At 52.0% G+C, this 14,842-nt stretch carries 11 protein-coding genes and 1 pseudogene; 5 read left to right on the forward strand and 7 right to left on the reverse strand.

All coding sequences use genetic code 11. The features are described 5' to 3' along the window. Nucleotides 1–9: 9 nt before the first annotated feature. Nucleotides 10–535, reverse strand: a pseudogene (gene ispF / locus NB647_RS08000) (2-C-methyl-D-erythritol 2,4-cyclodiphosphate synthase). Between the two features lie 17 nt (nucleotides 536–552). Further along, a complete protein-coding gene (gene ispD, locus NB647_RS08005) occupies nucleotides 553–1,200 on the reverse strand; it encodes a 2-C-methyl-D-erythritol 4-phosphate cytidylyltransferase (RefSeq protein WP_269282867.1) in 648 nt (215 codons plus the stop codon). A 210-nt stretch (nucleotides 1,201–1,410) separates the two neighbouring features. Between ispD and mfd the strand changes: the two genes are divergently transcribed. Then, entirely contained in the window at nucleotides 1,411–4,863 is a 3,453-nt protein-coding gene (mfd, locus tag NB647_RS08010) for a transcription-repair coupling factor (protein ID WP_269284783.1), read from the forward strand. A 5-nt stretch (nucleotides 4,864–4,868) separates the two neighbouring features. Here mfd and NB647_RS08015 read toward each other — a convergent pair whose 3' ends face one another. Beyond that, entirely contained in the window at nucleotides 4,869–5,111 is a 243-nt protein-coding gene (locus tag NB647_RS08015; RefSeq protein ID WP_269264089.1) for a hypothetical protein, read from the reverse strand. A 237-nt stretch (nucleotides 5,112–5,348) separates the two neighbouring features. On the opposite strand from NB647_RS08015, the gene NB647_RS08020 reads away from it, so the two are divergent. Further along, the gene (locus NB647_RS08020; protein WP_269282870.1) at nucleotides 5,349–6,416 is read left to right on the forward strand and encodes a hypothetical protein; all 1,068 of its coding nucleotides are present in this window, start codon (nucleotides 5,349–5,351) and stop codon (nucleotides 6,414–6,416) included. Nucleotides 6,417–6,522: 106 nt separating this feature from the next. Here NB647_RS08020 and NB647_RS08025 read toward each other — a convergent pair whose 3' ends face one another. The 4 genes from NB647_RS08025 to ubiU form a co-directional block, all read right to left on the reverse strand. Beyond that, complete coding sequence (locus NB647_RS08025; protein WP_269264091.1) at nucleotides 6,523–7,146, reverse strand: MarC family protein; 624 nt, start codon at nucleotides 7,144–7,146, stop codon at nucleotides 6,523–6,525. A 153-nt stretch (nucleotides 7,147–7,299) separates the two neighbouring features. Then, nucleotides 7,300–7,794 carry a ubiquinone anaerobic biosynthesis accessory factor UbiT gene (ubiT, locus tag NB647_RS08030; RefSeq protein ID WP_269264092.1) on the reverse strand — a complete coding sequence of 165 codons (495 nt, stop codon included), beginning with the start codon at nucleotides 7,792–7,794 and terminating at the stop codon, nucleotides 7,300–7,302. 6 nt (nucleotides 7,795–7,800) lie between these two features. Continuing rightward, nucleotides 7,801–8,685: a ubiquinone anaerobic biosynthesis protein UbiV gene (gene ubiV, locus NB647_RS08035; RefSeq protein ID WP_269284786.1), complete on the reverse strand. Its 885-nt coding sequence runs from the start codon at nucleotides 8,683–8,685 to the stop codon at nucleotides 7,801–7,803. A gap of 23 nt (nucleotides 8,686–8,708) precedes the next feature. Next, entirely contained in the window at nucleotides 8,709–9,704 is a 996-nt protein-coding gene (gene ubiU, locus NB647_RS08040; protein WP_269264093.1) for a ubiquinone anaerobic biosynthesis protein UbiU, read from the reverse strand. Between the two features lie 266 nt (nucleotides 9,705–9,970). Between ubiU and NB647_RS08045 the strand changes: the two genes are divergently transcribed. Genes NB647_RS08045 through NB647_RS08055 form a run of 3 tightly spaced genes read left to right on the forward strand, consistent with a single transcriptional unit; the run spans nucleotide 9,971 to nucleotide 14,807 of the window. Further along, nucleotides 9,971–10,948: an HlyD family secretion protein gene (locus NB647_RS08045; protein ID WP_269281339.1), complete on the forward strand. Its 978-nt coding sequence runs from the start codon at nucleotides 9,971–9,973 to the stop codon at nucleotides 10,946–10,948. Nucleotide 10,949: 1 nt separating this feature from the next. Further along, a complete protein-coding gene (gene rbbA / locus NB647_RS08050; RefSeq protein ID WP_269282872.1) occupies nucleotides 10,950–13,673 on the forward strand; it encodes a ribosome-associated ATPase/putative transporter RbbA in 2,724 nt (907 codons plus the stop codon). Continuing rightward, nucleotides 13,674–14,807, forward strand: coding sequence for an ABC transporter permease (locus NB647_RS08055; protein WP_269282874.1), 1,134 nt, complete (start codon nucleotides 13,674–13,676; stop codon nucleotides 14,805–14,807). Nucleotides 14,808–14,842: the final 35 nt, after the last annotated feature.

A 14,842-nucleotide genomic window follows, 5' to 3' on the forward strand; every position in this document is an offset into this window, starting at 1 on the left:
CTTTTCCGCTCACTCGTTTGACCGACACGCCTTGCCAAACCAACCGGCACTCCGGTAAAGCAGGACGACAGCTTCTGCCGCGATTCCCTCTTTTTCTGCCCAGAAAACCGAGCTTTTCATTGGTTTTCGCCTTGATATTGACCTGTGAAACATCGACCCCCAGATCGGCAGCCAGATGGCTTTTCATGGCATCGATATGGGGAGCCATTCTGGGTGCCTGGGCAATAATCGTCGCATCGACATTGCCGACGACATACCCCTCCCATGCAACCCGCTTCATGGCTTCTGCAAGCAATACCCGCGAGTCGGCACCGGCAAACCGCTCATCCGAATCCGGAAAATGCCTGCCGATATCGCCCAATCCCGCACCACCCAGCAAGGCATCGGTCACGGCATGCAACAGGACATCCGCATCGGAATGCCCCTGCAACCCGGTCGAATGCGGAATAAGGACGCCACCTATAATCAGCTTGCGACCGGGTACCAGTGCATGGCAATCGTATCCCTGCCCTATTCTGAACGGAAAATCATTCATATCGTTTCTTTCGGCAATCATCTGCCCTTCCCTGCTTTCATCAACATTTCGACAAGCGCCAGATCGGAAGGACGGGTAATTTTGGTATTGCACAGATGTCCCTCCACCAGCAGCGGATTCATTCCCATCGCCTCCACCGCTCCTGCCTCATCAGTTACCTGTTCATATTTCGCAAGCGCTTCCCGCAAAAGGGCACAGGGAAACATTTGGGGAGTCTGTGCCAGCCAAAGGCCTTCACGGGATATTGTTTCCACCCGGTCATCTTTCCGTCTTTTGACGGTATCGGCAACAGGCAAGGCCAGAATGCCTCCATCAGGGCTGACCGCAACCGTATCAACCAGCCGCCGGATCAGCTCCGGTGTCAGCCCCGGACGTGCCGCATCGTGTACAAGCACCCTGTCATCCGGTGCCCACTCATGACACATGGCATCCAGTCCATTAAGAACCGTCTCCCGGCGGGTCATGCCGCCGCACCGCAAAAAGCAGACACGCCCGTCATCCCGGAGAGGATGTAAAGCCCGTATCCGGTCCAGCCAGATATCCGTCGGGCTGACGACGACGCAGACACGCCCGATTTCTTCACATGCAAGAAACGCTTCCACACAATGCCACAAAACCGGCTTGCCGAGCAGTTCCAGATACTGCTTCGGACAGGAGGTCTTCATACGCGAACCAACTCCGGCCGCCGGAATGAGGGCAAAAAAACGTGGTACCGTATCCCCGGTATTCAGCGACATGGTCATGAGAAATCCATCAACGCAGGAAACAATTGGCAGCAAAAAGCCATCATCGTTTATAATGTCATATTTGATTTTGGTATTGTAATCTGGAACAGGACGAATTGGCGCTTTGCCGATATCGTCTTTTTTGTATTGATGCCCTTCGATCTCAAGAAATTTCTTCCCCGTCCCGGACAACGTTTCGCCTTGCCGCCCCTGCATGGTTCGGCAGACGCGCTTGTACTTGCAAAAGCCGCGCATGAACTGAAATCACGACAGCAAATGCTGGTCACCATTGTTGCCAATGCCTCGGATGCCCGGCGTCTCCTTGAAGAAATTCCCTGGTTCGACAGTGAAACGGACGAGCCGCTACGCTGCCATCTTCTTCCCGACTGGGAAACCCTGCCATACGATTCCTTTTCCCCTCATCAGGATCTCGTTTCCCAACGGCTGGCGACCCTCTACGAAGTACACAACGGACGTTGCGATGTTCTCATCGTTCCGGCATCCACCGCCCTGTTGCGTATCGCACCGCCTTCCTTTCTGGCTGCCCACACGTTCTTTTTCAAACAGGGAGAAACCCTCGATGAAGAAAAGCTGAGAGCGCAATTGACCATTGCCGGATACAATCATGTCTCGCAAGTCATGTCACCCGGCGAATATTCCGTCCGTGGCGGACTGATCGATCTTTTTCCCATGGGATCGAACCTGCCTTACCGCATCGATCTCTTCGGGGATACGATCGAAACCATCCGCACGTTCGACGCTGACACCCAGCGTTCGCTCTATCCGGTCAGGGAAATCCGCATGTTGCCCGGCAGGGAATTTCCAATGGACGAGCAATCGCGGGCTTTTTTCAGGAGCCGATGGCGTGAAGTATTCGAAGGCGATCCGACTCTTTCAGTCATTTATCGTGATATCGCCAGTGGTATCGCCTCGGCCGGTATCGAATATTACCTGCCGCTTTTCTTCGAGGAAACGGCCACACTTTTCCACTATCTTCCCGAAAACGCCATTTTCGCACTCATCGGCAATACCAGCGAAACCTTCCAGCGATTCTGGGCCGATACGCAGTCACGGTATAATTTCCTCAAATCCGACCGGGAACGACCGCTGCTGCCCCCGGAAAAACTGTTTTTAAGCAGCGAGGACTTTTTCGTTCTGGCGCAACCTTTCGGCCGGTGGGTCATCACTTCTGACGACGCCCCATCCGAACTGTCCGCTCCGATTCCCGATGTTACCGTGAACCGCCGTGCCGATGATCCGCTTGCCAGTCTCAGAAGCTACATCGAACGTGCAGGAAAACGTGTATTGATCTGTGCCGAATCGCCAGGGCGCCGCGAAACGATGCAGCAGCTTTTCAATGAATACGATCTCAAGGTTACGGCCTGCACAGGATTCGCCGATTTCATCACGCATACGGAAACGGTCATGTTCTGCGTTGCCCCGCTCCAGAAAGGTTTTGCGCTCGGCTATGTTTTCGGTGATCTTGCCTTTGTCACGGAAACGGAACTGTATGCGAACTCGGGACGACGGACCGCCCGCAGGAAAACCGACGCGAATTTCCACATCGAATCCATTGTCCGCGATCTTTCCGAACTGAAAATCGGCGATCCGGTTGTGCATGCCCATCACGGTATCGGTCGTTACCGCGGTCTGGCAACCGTCGATCTCGGAGAAGGCGAAACGGAATTCCTGCATTTGCAATATGCACATGACGCCAAACTGTACGTTCCGGTTTCCCAGCTGCATGTGATTTCGCGTTACGCCGGTACTTCGCCTGAAGACGCGCCTTTGCACACGCTCGGATCGGGCCAGTGGGAAAAAGCCCGCCAGAAAGCCGCACAGAAAATTCATGATACTGCCGCGGAACTGCTGGATTTGTACGCACGGCGTTCCATGCGAAAAGGATTCGCTTTTCCATTGACGAAAAACGACTATGAAGCCTTTGCCGACAGCTTCGGATTCGAGGAAACCCCCGATCAGGCCGCGGCGATTGCTGCCGTCATGGAAGATATGACATCGGACAAACCGATGGACAGACTGATATGTGGTGACGTCGGTTTCGGCAAAACCGAAGTGGCGCTGCGAGCCGCTTTCATTGCCGTCATGGGCGGAAAACAGGTTGCCCTTCTGGCTCCCACTACCTTGCTGGCCGAACAGCATGCCCAGACATTCAGGGACCGTTTCGCCGACTGGCCGGTCCGTATATCCGAACTTTCCCGCTTCCGTACACAGAAACAGGTGAACCAGACCGTCCAGGGACTGGAAGACGGTTCGGTCGACATCGTTATCGGTACCCACAAGCTCCTGTCAAAAGACGTATCGTTCAAACGCCTCGGACTGGTTATCATCGATGAGGAACACCGCTTCGGTGTCCGGCAGAAAGAAGCCCTGAAAACCATCCGTGCCGAAGTGGATGTTCTGACTCTCACAGCCACACCGATTCCACGAACACTCGGTATGGCACTGGATGGTTTGCGCAGCTTCTCGATCATCGCCACCGCTCCCCAGAAACGGCTGGCCATCAAGACTTTTGTCCGGTCCGAAAACGATTCGGTCATACGTGAAGCCTGTCTGCGCGAACTCAAACGCGGAGGACAGGTTTACTTCCTGCACAATGAAGTGGAAACGATCGAGAACCGCCGCATCATGCTGGAAAATCTGCTGCCCGAAGCCCGTATCGGTGTTGCGCATGGCCAGATGCATGAACGGGAACTGGAAAAGGTCATGCGGGACTTCGTGGCACACCGGTACAACATTCTGTTGTGCACCACGATCATCGAAACCGGTATCGACGTTCCAAACGCCAATACCATGGTCATGCATCGTGCCGACAAGTTCGGACTGGCGCAATTGCACCAGTTGCGTGGCCGTATCGGACGTTCCCACCATCAGGCCTATGCCTATCTGCTCGTCAACGACATACAGACACTTTCAAAACAGGCACAACGCCGGCTGGAAGCCATCCGGCAAATGGAAGAACTGGGCAGCGGTTTCTTTCTGGCCATGCATGATCTCGAAATCCGGGGAGCCGGCGAGGTACTTGGAGAAGAACAATCCGGAGAAATGGTCGAAATCGGTTTCCAGATGTACTCCGACATGCTGAAAGAAGCGGTACGTGCCATGAAAAAAGGCGAGGAACCCGATTATGACGCGCCTTTCACAACGACAACGGAAATCAATCTTCACACACCCGCTCTGTTACCGGCCGACTATTGTCCCGGTGTGAATGAACGTTTGTCCCTGTATAAACGCTTCGCCAACTGCGAAACACCCGAACAGGTCAATGACTTGCAGGAAGAGCTGATTGACCGATTCGGAAAACTGCCGGAAGCGGCACAGGCTCTTGTCGAAACCCACCGGCTCCGTCTGCTCGCCAAAACGGTCGGTATCGTCAAAATCGACGCCCACACGGAAGCTGCCGTCATGCAATTCCTGCCGAATCCTCCCATTGATGCCATACGTATTATCGAACTGATTCAGAAAAACAAAAACATTCGGCTAAACGGACCGGAAAAATTGAGAATCACCGCAAAAATGCCGAATCTGGACGCACGAGTCGCCCAGATCAAATCGACCATCCGGTCTCTGACCGCCAAAAAATAGCGTCGTCATTCCGTTCTTTGCTGCTGTCCGTAAATCACTTTTTCATCCAGTATTTTATGGGCCAACGCACGGGCTTCATCCAGTGCATCGTCTGCATTATCGCTATCGACTGGCACACAGAACTGTTCGATTTGCTCCTCACCATGCTGCCTGAGCAGAACCAGTCCCTTATACAACTGTTTGCCCCACTCGATAACTGCGACTCTGGCAATGTAATTTCCCTTGCGATACTCCATTTCGCTCATCATCCTGTTCTCCCCAAATAAAAACTTCGACCGGATAACATCGCCTGAATTCACTGATTTTTCCATCTTTTGCAATGATTTTTGCTTCTCTTCACAAGTACCGGCAGGGATCCGGTATTTATCACAAATATCAATGTATGGCTGGAAATTTGCTGCTTGAATGAATAATCCGGAACTTGAGAGAACCGGTTCAATCAGAATGACATAGTCAACACGGATACTATTTCAAGGAACCTGATCATGCAAAACAAAGTCGTCGCGGTTTACAGAAATGATGAAGTCGCCCATGCAGCAGTCAACGAATTGCTGGAAGACGGATTTGCTCTCGACCAGATCTATATCAGTTCTGAAGACGATGCCGGACAGGTCGAGAAATACGACCGCATCGGCGAAAGCAATCTCCTTGTGGATCTTAAAGGCGATCTCGGCGATTTCTACCGGTCCATAATCGGTGTGGACGGTATTCTGGAAAAAACCGGATTTTATACAAAGGCTTTGAAAGAAGGCCATGTCGTTGTTTCCGTCGATACGGATTCATATGAAAAAGCCCGTGAAGCGGCCAAAACAATGAATCATTTCGAAACACTCGGAACAAGCGATATTTCAGCATTTCCGGAGCCGGGATTCGACAAAAGCAAGGAAAATGATGCGTTTGACGTTGTGGGAACCGGTGTTCTTATTTTCAAACACGACCAATCACAGGGGAACCAAATGGATATGAACGACACCCGAAACAGCTCGTCCGATTTCACCAAAAAAGTCAGTCAGGCAACTGAAAATGTGAAAAATTCAGTCGCCAGTGCAACGGATAAAACAACAAATTCCATAAAAAGCGCGGCGGATAAAACAAAGGAAACGGTCAAGGATGCCGCAGATGCCACTTCCAGTGCCATGGAAAAAGCCGTGGACAAAACTTCCGAAGTTCTGAAAAAGGCTGGCGATTCTGTAAAAGAGATGTTTGGCAAGGACGATTCGGAAGAAAAACACGATGAAACAACCCGTTCCGCCTCCTCTGCCGGAGACAATTTCAGTGAAGTCGCTTTCAAGAACCACTGGAGAATCCGTTATCTTTCTTCAGGCGGCGAATACAATGACTGCGAACCTGCATATCAGTACGGTGCGCAGCTGGCTGAAAATGAAAAGAAACATCTGAACCGCCCATGGGAACAGGTCGAACCATCCGCCCATGCGGCCTGGGAACTTTACAATCGCGATTCCGAACAGTCCTGGGAAAAAAACAGGGATGCCATCAAATTCGGTTGGGACTATGTCATGGAAGGCCATAAACCCGGAAAAAGCTTTTTCTGAACCATCCAGACTGCCAGCGAAAAGCATGTCTTGACAGACATGCTTTTTTTTTCACCAGACAACCCGGATTCAGGACGAAATTCTCATAATAAGCCCGCCTGCCCGCTCAAGTGGACAGTCCCGGAAAAACATGCCGGAATCCGGATACCATCATTTCCACGGAAATCGCTGTCAACAGAAAACCTGCCAGCCGTTCGATGACCTTCAGTGCCGAAGGAGTGAGAATACGTCCTCCCCGCCCGACAAACCGGAAACACAGCCAGGTAACGATCCCGACAGCAACCGGCGGCAGAATAACAGACAACAAATCTTCCGGCCGGGTTATCTGTGAGGTTGCCATGACATAAGAAAGAGCTGCCGGCCCTGCCAGTAAGGGAATCCCCAGCGGAACGATGGATGGGCCCGCCGCCGCTTCTTCCGATTCACGCGGCGTATATTTTATGGTTTCTTCCTTGGCAACGACCATGGCCAGCGACACAATGAACATGATGGCTCCACCCCCTATCTGGATCGATGCCAGCGAAACCCCCATGAAATCGAGCAGATGCAATCCGAACAGTCCGCCAATCAAAAGCGACAGGGCCACAGTGATGCCAAGCTGGCGACTGTATTTGTCCCGGAACCGGACATCGAGCCCGGCCGTTGCGCAAACGAACAATGGAATGGCCATGAACGGATCGACCAGCGCCAGAAGCGTCAACGTCTTCTTGATAACAAAACCCAGATGCATATCCCGCCTGCAAGAACAAGAGATAGCATTACAATAGGCACATCCCGAAAGGAAATGTTGTCCAATCAGGTCATGCTGTGGACCAACATATGATCGAAATCAATATTCCTTGCGTTTGGAACAGAAAAAAGAAAGATACCGGACTGGCAAAATTCAGGCTTCTTCTTTTTTATAACCCGGTATCAGCGAAAGGATTTTTTTGACCGGCAGGGTTTTCATCAATTCGAAAACATTCAGTTCCATGGCATCCAGCGTGTTTTTCAGCAATAACCCCAACTCGGTATCCCCTTCCATAACAAGACGCCGGCTGAAAAAAAGGGTATCCGGATCTTCTTCACGCTTCGAGAGCAAATAAAAATCATAGACACTGGCGGAAATCGTCAAATCCGGTTCGACGTTTCCCCATCCGGCAACAAATCCGCCCTTTGTCCAGACAAAATTGAAATCAAGATGTGCATCCGTCATGGTCAGACGCAACTGTTTACCTGCGATAGCTTCCCCGACGTCTGCCGGCAAACGGGGTTTCAGAACGGCATTCAGTGCCGAAACGAAAAGCAGCGAGCCGGGCCATGACGGCAAAAAAGTCATCAACTTCCCGACCGGTTCGGGAATGCTGTAACGGTTTGTTTCGTTTTTCTGTTCGTTCATTGATATTCAGTACCATTCCATGCCGGGTTTGCCATGCCAATAACCGTTACATGACTGTTCCGGCATGAAATTTCCCATCCTTTGCAATCCTTCTGTTGCTGGCAATCCCGTACCCATCACCTCATGGAAAAGCCGGACGATTTCGCCGGTATGTTCCGACTGTGGCGAAATTCTCAACACATCGACTTTCATCTTCTGCAACAGCGGTATTTCGAGAATGAGATTATAGACTTTTGCAGATTGGGTCTGTATCCCGTTGAAAACCAGGAAAGACTGCTCTTCACGTGTGTGCACCTTCAGTCCGTCGGGATAATCCAGACATTTGAATCCGCATGAATCTTTTTGCAGATTATGATAACGTGCCGTAAAACACCGGGCGGAAAACGCCAGCGGCAACCGTCCGTAAACGAATACTTCGGTCTGCATGTTCTCCGGCAACGATTCCATCATTTTCCCCAGACTTCCGCAACTCATTTCCAGTGGCATAACCCACCTGAAAGCGCCCAGAGATGCCATGAACCGCAAGGCATCCGGATTGTATAAATTCAGGTGAGGACCGGCTACAAACGGACTTTTGCCTTCCATCTGACCGACAGCCCCCATATCGTTGGCTTCGACAAGGTGAAGACCGTTTCCGGCTATCCGATGCATGGCCTGCAAATGAGCTCCCGACTCGAGAAGAACCTGTGTCGACAAGACAACTTCTTTTCCCGTGCTGGCGAGATCGGAAGCTATCGACAACCAGTCATCTTCACGCAATTCATGCCGGCGCGCGCAAACCGTTTCTCCCAGATAGACGATATCTACCGGCATATCGGCTACTTCCCGATAAAACGTGACAAGTTTGTCTTTAGGCCAGTAATACTGAACAGGACCCAGAGCCAGTCTCAAAGTGTTCATCCTTTCATGCCGTGTTATTTCCAGGAGCGATAATAGGCACCCAGCGTTTGTTGCTGGCCTTCGGACAATCGTCCCAGCGCTTCAATCCATTCCGGCCTGACCCGGTAGGACGCCGTGTCGCCAAGACAACTGTCCAGCGCCTCACGCCAGACACGGGTTGTCGCTGCCGTATAGGCAGGGCTTCGCTGACGCCCCTCGATCTTGATCGCGGCAACCCCCATTTCTTTCAGCCGCGGCAGCAATTCCAGCGTATTCAGACTGGCCGGTTCCTCAATCGCGTAATAATTTTCTCCCCCGATTTCATAACGCCCTTTGCATATCGTCGGATAACTGGCCTTTTCATTGTCCGTATACCGATCGATCAGAACACCGTTCAGTCTCGACTCCAGTCCTTCAGATGTCGGCACCCAACGAACCGCCTTGGCAGGCGAACAGACACCGCTATTGTTCGGTGCCTCACCCGTCACATAGGAAGACAGGGCACATCGTCCCTCCACCATGACACACAGACTGCCGAATCCGAACACCTCGATTTCGACATCTGTATTTTTGACCACCAATTCAACCTGTTCAATCGAAAGAACACGCGGCAACACGACTCTGGCAATACGAAAGTGACGTGCATAGAAATTGATCGCATCGTAATTGGTTGCCGACCCCTGTACCGACAGATGCAAGCGCAAATCGGGATGGTGATCGCACGCATATCGCATCAGCCCCGGATCAGCCACAATCATGGCATCCACACCATAACGGGCCGCCCGGTCCACGGCACCTTTCCAGATATCCCATGAACCGGGAACCGGATAAGTATTCAAGGCCAGCAAGACTTTTCTTCCCTGCCTGTGGGCATAGGAAATACCTTCCTGCAAATTCTTTTCATCAAAGTTCAGTCCGACGAAATTGCGGGCATTCGTTGCATCCCTGAAACCGAGATAAACACAATCGGCACCATGATCGACCGCCTGTTTCAGCGCGGGAAGGCTTCCTGCCGGACATACCAGTTCCATTTGTGGATTTCGAGCCAAATCGTTCAAAAAAATAGGAAGAGTTTTCAAAATTATCAACAAGAATTTTCGTCAGCCAGTTTAATGTTTTAAACTGCTTTGGCGAAAACCGGCAATCATATTAACAGAATGCATGACAACCGTTCCATATCCGGATAAAAGACGCCTTACAAATTGAAATGTTTCCGGGCGACATAACTCGCTATAATCTGTTACATTGTGAAGTAGAGCCTGTTTTCATTCTGCCGTCCCTTGCAAGGAGCTAGATAATGTCGGCCATTTTACGTAACAAAAAACTGATCATCATTCTGGTACTCGTCATCATTGCCGCCGCAATTGCATGGTATTTTCTGAAACCGGCCGGTACCCCCGCCGGCCTTGCTTACGGCAATGGCCGGCTGGAAGCGACGGAAACAGCCGTTTCCACCAAGGTACAGGGCAAACTGATCGAAGTGTACTTCCGCGAGGGAGCCGACCTGAAAGCCGGTGAGGTCGCCGCCCAGCTTGATGACGCCCAGCTCAAAGCCGACATCCGCGCAGCAGAAGCGGCAGTCGAACAGGCCAAAGAAACGGCAAAAGCCGCCCGTGAAGACGTCAAGAGTGCGCAAAGCCAGCAGCAACTGGCCGGTGTTACCCTGAAGCGGACCCAGGAACTGATCAAGAAAGGGTTCATATCGGCAGCCCAGCTGGACAAGGACGTCAGCTCGATGAGAACAGCCAATGCCAGCCTGGCGAGTGCCCGCAACCGTGTCTCACAGGCAGATGCCAGCATTGCAGAAGCGGTGGCACGGGTTGCTTCCCTTCAGAGCAATCTGGACGATTTGACATTGAGATCCCCGGTAGACGGACGTATCCTTTATCGCCTGGCCGAACCGGGAGAAGTGCTTTCACCCGGTGGCAGGGTCTTTTCGATTCTGGATCTGAACGACGTCTATATGTATATCTACCTTTCCAATAACGAAGCCGGCAGCGTCGAACTGGGAAGCGAAGCGCGGATCGTTCTGGATGCCCTGCCTGACCAGCCGATCCCCTGTACGGTAACATATGTGTCTCCACGCAACCAGTTCACTCCGAAAGAAGTCGAAACACGTGATGAACGTGAAAAATTCATGTTCCGTGTCAAACTGAAAGTCGACAAGGACTGGCTCTCGCGAAATGCCAATATCGCAAAACCCGGCATGCCCGGTATCGGCTGGGTCAAAACGAATCCGGATGCCGTCTGGCCCGCCAACCTGCAGGTAAAGTGACATGAGTACGCTCATCGCAGCGAAACTCGAGGGAGTCTCTCTCCACTACAAAGACGTTACGGCACTTGATGACGTATCGCTGGAGATTCCGGGCGGTTGCATGGTGGGCCTGATCGGTCCGGACGGTGTCGGCAAATCGTCCCTGCTGGCCCTGATCTCATGTGCCCGGAAAATCCAGCAAGGCCACATTGAAGTTCTTGGCGAAGATATCAGCGATACCAGAATCCGGAACGCCTTGTTGCCCCGTGTTGCCTACATGCCGCAGGGGCTGGGCAAAAACCTGTACCCCACCCTTTCCGTTGCTGAAAACATCGACTTTTTCGCCCGGCTTTTCGGGCAGGATCATGAAGAACGTCAAAGGCGTATTGACGAACTGACCCGGGCTACAGGCCTCTTTCCATTCAAGGATCGTCCTGCCGGCAAACTGTCCGGCGGAATGAAACAGAAACTCGGCTTGTGCTGTTCACTCGTGCACGATCCCGATCTGCTGATTCTGGACGAACCGACAACCGGTGTCGATCCACTCTCCCGCCGCCAGTTCTGGGAACTGATCGATTCCATCCGGAAGCGCCGGCCGCAAATGAGCGTACTGGTTGCAACGGCCTATATGGAAGAAGCGGAACAGTTCGACTGGCTGGCCGCCATGTACGGCGGCAAGGTCATTGCAACCGGTACGGCACAGGAAATGATGCAACAGGCCGGCAAGTCCTCTCTGGAACAGGCTTTCATCCAGTTTCTTCCCGAAGAACGGCGCCAGAACTATGAAGAACTGGTCATTCCTCCCCTGAAAGAGAACAAGGATCAGGTCTGGGCCATCGAAGCTGACGGACTAACCCAGAAATTCGGTGATTTCGTTGCTGTCGACCACGTCAGTTTCAAAATCTCCCAAGGCGAAATTTTCGGCTTTCTCGGTTCCAACGGTTGCGGCAAAACCACTACCATGAAAATGCTGACCGGGCTGCTTCCCCCGACTTCAGGAACCGCCGAAACATTCGGCAAGCCGGTCGATGCGAAAAATACGGAAAGTCGCAAGGATGTGGGTTACATGTCCCAGTCCTTTTCGCTATACGGCGAATTGACGGTCATGCAGAATCTGGATTTGCATGCCCGGCTTTTCCACTTGCCGGCAGACCAGATCAAGCCCCGTATACAAAGTCTGGTCGACCGTTTCGGCCTGCAACCGTATCTCAACTCGGCAGCGGCTGAACTGCCCCTTGGTATCCGGCAGCGCCTGTCACTTGCCGTTGCCGTTGTCCATAATCCGAAACTGCTGATTCTGGACGAACCGACATCCGGCGTCGATCCGGTCGCCCGGGACGATTTCTGGCGCCTTCTCGTCGAGATGTCGCGTGAACAGAATGTCACTATTTTCATTTCCACCCACTTCATGAACGAGGCGGAACGCTGCGACCGTATTTCGTTAATGGATGCTGGAAAGGTGCTCGCCAGCGGAACACCTGACGAACTGAAAAAAAGCAGACAGGCCAATACTCTTGAAGAAGCTTTTATCGACTATCTGGTAGAAGCGACCGGCAATGAAAAAACGTCGTTTGACGAAAATATCGAAATCGAACCGGAAAAACCGCACGAAGAATCATCGTTTTTCAGTCTCCGACGGCTTTTTGCCTATGCAGCGCGGGAAACACTGGAATTGAGACGGGATCCCATCCGGCTCGGCTTCGCGCTTTTAGGCAGTCTTTTGCTGTTTTTCGTACTAGGTGGCGGGATATCCATGGACGTCGAAGACCTGAAATTTGCTGTCCTCGATTATGATCAGTCCCCCCAGTCCCGCGATTACATTCACAATATTGCCGGATCACGATATTTTCTTGAGCAGGCGCCACTGAAAAACAGCGCGGATCTGGAAAAACGCATGGAAAGCGGAAAAATCAGCGTCGCGATCGAAATTCCACCCAATTTCGGGCGGGACCTCGAACAGGGCAGAAACCCCGAAATCGCGGCGTGGATTGACGGTGCCATGCCCTACCGGGGAGAAACCATTCTCGGATATATCCGCGGTTTGCATGCAAAATATCTGGAACAGCTGAACAGGGAAACAAACGGAACGGAACAACAGGCTGTCGCCAGCCTTGAAAAGCGCTATCGCTACAATCAGGACTTCAAAAGTATCTATGCCATGGTACCCGCCATCATTCCCCTGCTGCTGATGCTCATACCGGCCGTTCTCATGGCGCTGGGAATCGTGCGCGAAAAAGAACTGGGATCCATCACCAACCTTTACGTAACGCCGGTAACCAAACTGGAATTTCTGGTCGGGAAACAGTTGCCCTATATCGTATTGTCCATGATCAGTTATTTTTTGATGGTCGGCAGTGCTTCCTGGTTTTTCAAGGTACCGATCAAAGGCAGTTTTCTGGCCTTAACATTGGGCGCATTGCTGTATGTCACGGCGACAACCGGTCTCGGACTCGTCATTTCATCTTTCACCAATACCCAAATCTCGGCTCTGTTCGGTACAGCCATTCTGACCATGCTGCCGACCACCCAGTTTTCCGGACTGAAAGATCCGATCGGATCGCTGGAAGGAGCCGCTTACTGGATCGGAAAATTTTTCCCGGCATCCCATTTCATCATTCTGAGCCGGGGAGTGTTTACCAAAGCCTTGCAATTTGCCAACCTGATCGGACCGCTTTTCGCTTTGGCAGCCTTCATCCCGGCACTGACGTTCATCGCCTGGCTGTTTTTGCCCAAACAGGAGAAATAAATGTCCACGTTCAGAATCCATCTCAGCAACATCTACCGTCTGGGTGTCAAGGAACTGAATAGTCTCTGGGCCGATAAAGTCTTGCTGTTTCTGATTATCTGGGCTTTTACCGCCGGTATTTACAGTGCATCCAAGGGTGTTTCACAGGAAATCCATAATGCGCCGGTCGCCATCGTTGACCTGGACCACTCCCAGATATCCCAAAGACTGGCCAATGCCCTGACGAAACCTTATTTCAAAAAACCTGATCTTATTGAACTGAACCAGGCCAATGAAGCTCTCGACAAGGGAGATTATTCTTTTTCCATCATCATCCCGCCCAGTTTCCAGAGAGATCTGCAAGCTGGCCGAAAACCGAATGTCCAGCTGAATATCGACGCCACGGTCATGAGCCAGGCCTTCATCGGTTCCAGTTACATAGAAACCATCTTCAACAATGAAGTCAACGAATACTTCAACCGGTCGGCCCAAACGTCTACACAGCCGATCCAGCTGGTCACCCATGTCCGGTTCAATCCGAACATGACTGGTTTCTGGTTCGGCGGCGTCATGGAAGTCATCAACAACATCAACATGCTGACGATCATTCTGGTCGGGGCCGCGTATATCCGCGAACGGGAACACGGCACACTCGAACACCTGCTCGCCATGCCACTGGGCCCCACAGAAATCATGATATCGAAAATCTGGGCGAACGGACTGGCCGTTCTGATCGCAGCGTCCTTCGCCCTGATATTCATTATCAAGATCGTTCTTCAAGTGCCGATCGCCGGCTCGATCGCTCTCTTTATCGCTGCTGCGGCCGTTTACCTGTTTTCGGCAGCTTCCATCGGTATCTTTCTGGGAACACTTGCCCGTTCCATGCCGCAACTGGGCCTTTTGATCTTTTTGACCATCATACCGCTGCAAATGCTGTCCGGCGGCTCGACTCCCCAGGAAAGTATGCCGATCTGGGTCCAGAACGTCATGAAACTGGCTCCGACCACCTATTTCGTCCGGCTCGCCCAATCCATTCTTTACCGGGGTGCCGGATTCAGTATCGTCTGGCCGGAATTTCTGGCTATCGCTATTATCGGAATGGTTTTCTTCTTCATCGCCCTCGGCCGATTCAGGAAATCGATTGTCCAGGGCTAGCCGGCTGCCGTTTCCTGTCTGCCAGAATCCGATTC

The sequence above is a fragment of the Oxalobacter aliiformigenes genome, assembly GCF_027116575.1.
Classification (GTDB): Bacteria; Pseudomonadota; Gammaproteobacteria; order Burkholderiales; family Burkholderiaceae_D; genus Oxalobacter; species Oxalobacter aliiformigenes.

Bases quoted from the DNA above. Each gene is read 5' to 3' on its own strand.
- NB647_RS08045 (WP_269281339.1), top strand. From the start codon at position 9,971: ATGTCGGCCATTTTACGTAACAAAAAACTGATCATCATTCTGGTACTC.
- ubiU (WP_269264093.1), bottom strand. From the start codon at position 9,704: ATGGAACTGGTATGTCCGGCAGGAAGCCTTCCCGCGCTGAAACAGGCG.
- rbbA (WP_269282872.1), top strand. From the start codon at position 10,950: ATGAGTACGCTCATCGCAGCGAAACTCGAGGGAGTCTCTCTCCACTAC.
- NB647_RS08055 (WP_269282874.1), top strand. From the start codon at position 13,674: ATGTCCACGTTCAGAATCCATCTCAGCAACATCTACCGTCTGGGTGTC.
- mfd (WP_269284783.1), top strand. From the start codon at position 1,411: ATGCCCTTCGATCTCAAGAAATTTCTTCCCCGTCCCGGACAACGTTTC.
- NB647_RS08015 (WP_269264089.1), bottom strand. From the start codon at position 5,111: ATGATGAGCGAAATGGAGTATCGCAAGGGAAATTACATTGCCAGAGTC.
- ispD (WP_269282867.1), bottom strand. From the start codon at position 1,200: ATGAAGACCTCCTGTCCGAAGCAGTATCTGGAACTGCTCGGCAAGCCG.
- NB647_RS08025 (WP_269264091.1), bottom strand. From the start codon at position 7,146: ATGCATCTGGGTTTTGTTATCAAGAAGACGTTGACGCTTCTGGCGCTG.
- ubiT (WP_269264092.1), bottom strand. From the start codon at position 7,794: ATGAACGAACAGAAAAACGAAACAAACCGTTACAGCATTCCCGAACCG.
- NB647_RS08020 (WP_269282870.1), top strand. From the start codon at position 5,349: ATGCAAAACAAAGTCGTCGCGGTTTACAGAAATGATGAAGTCGCCCAT.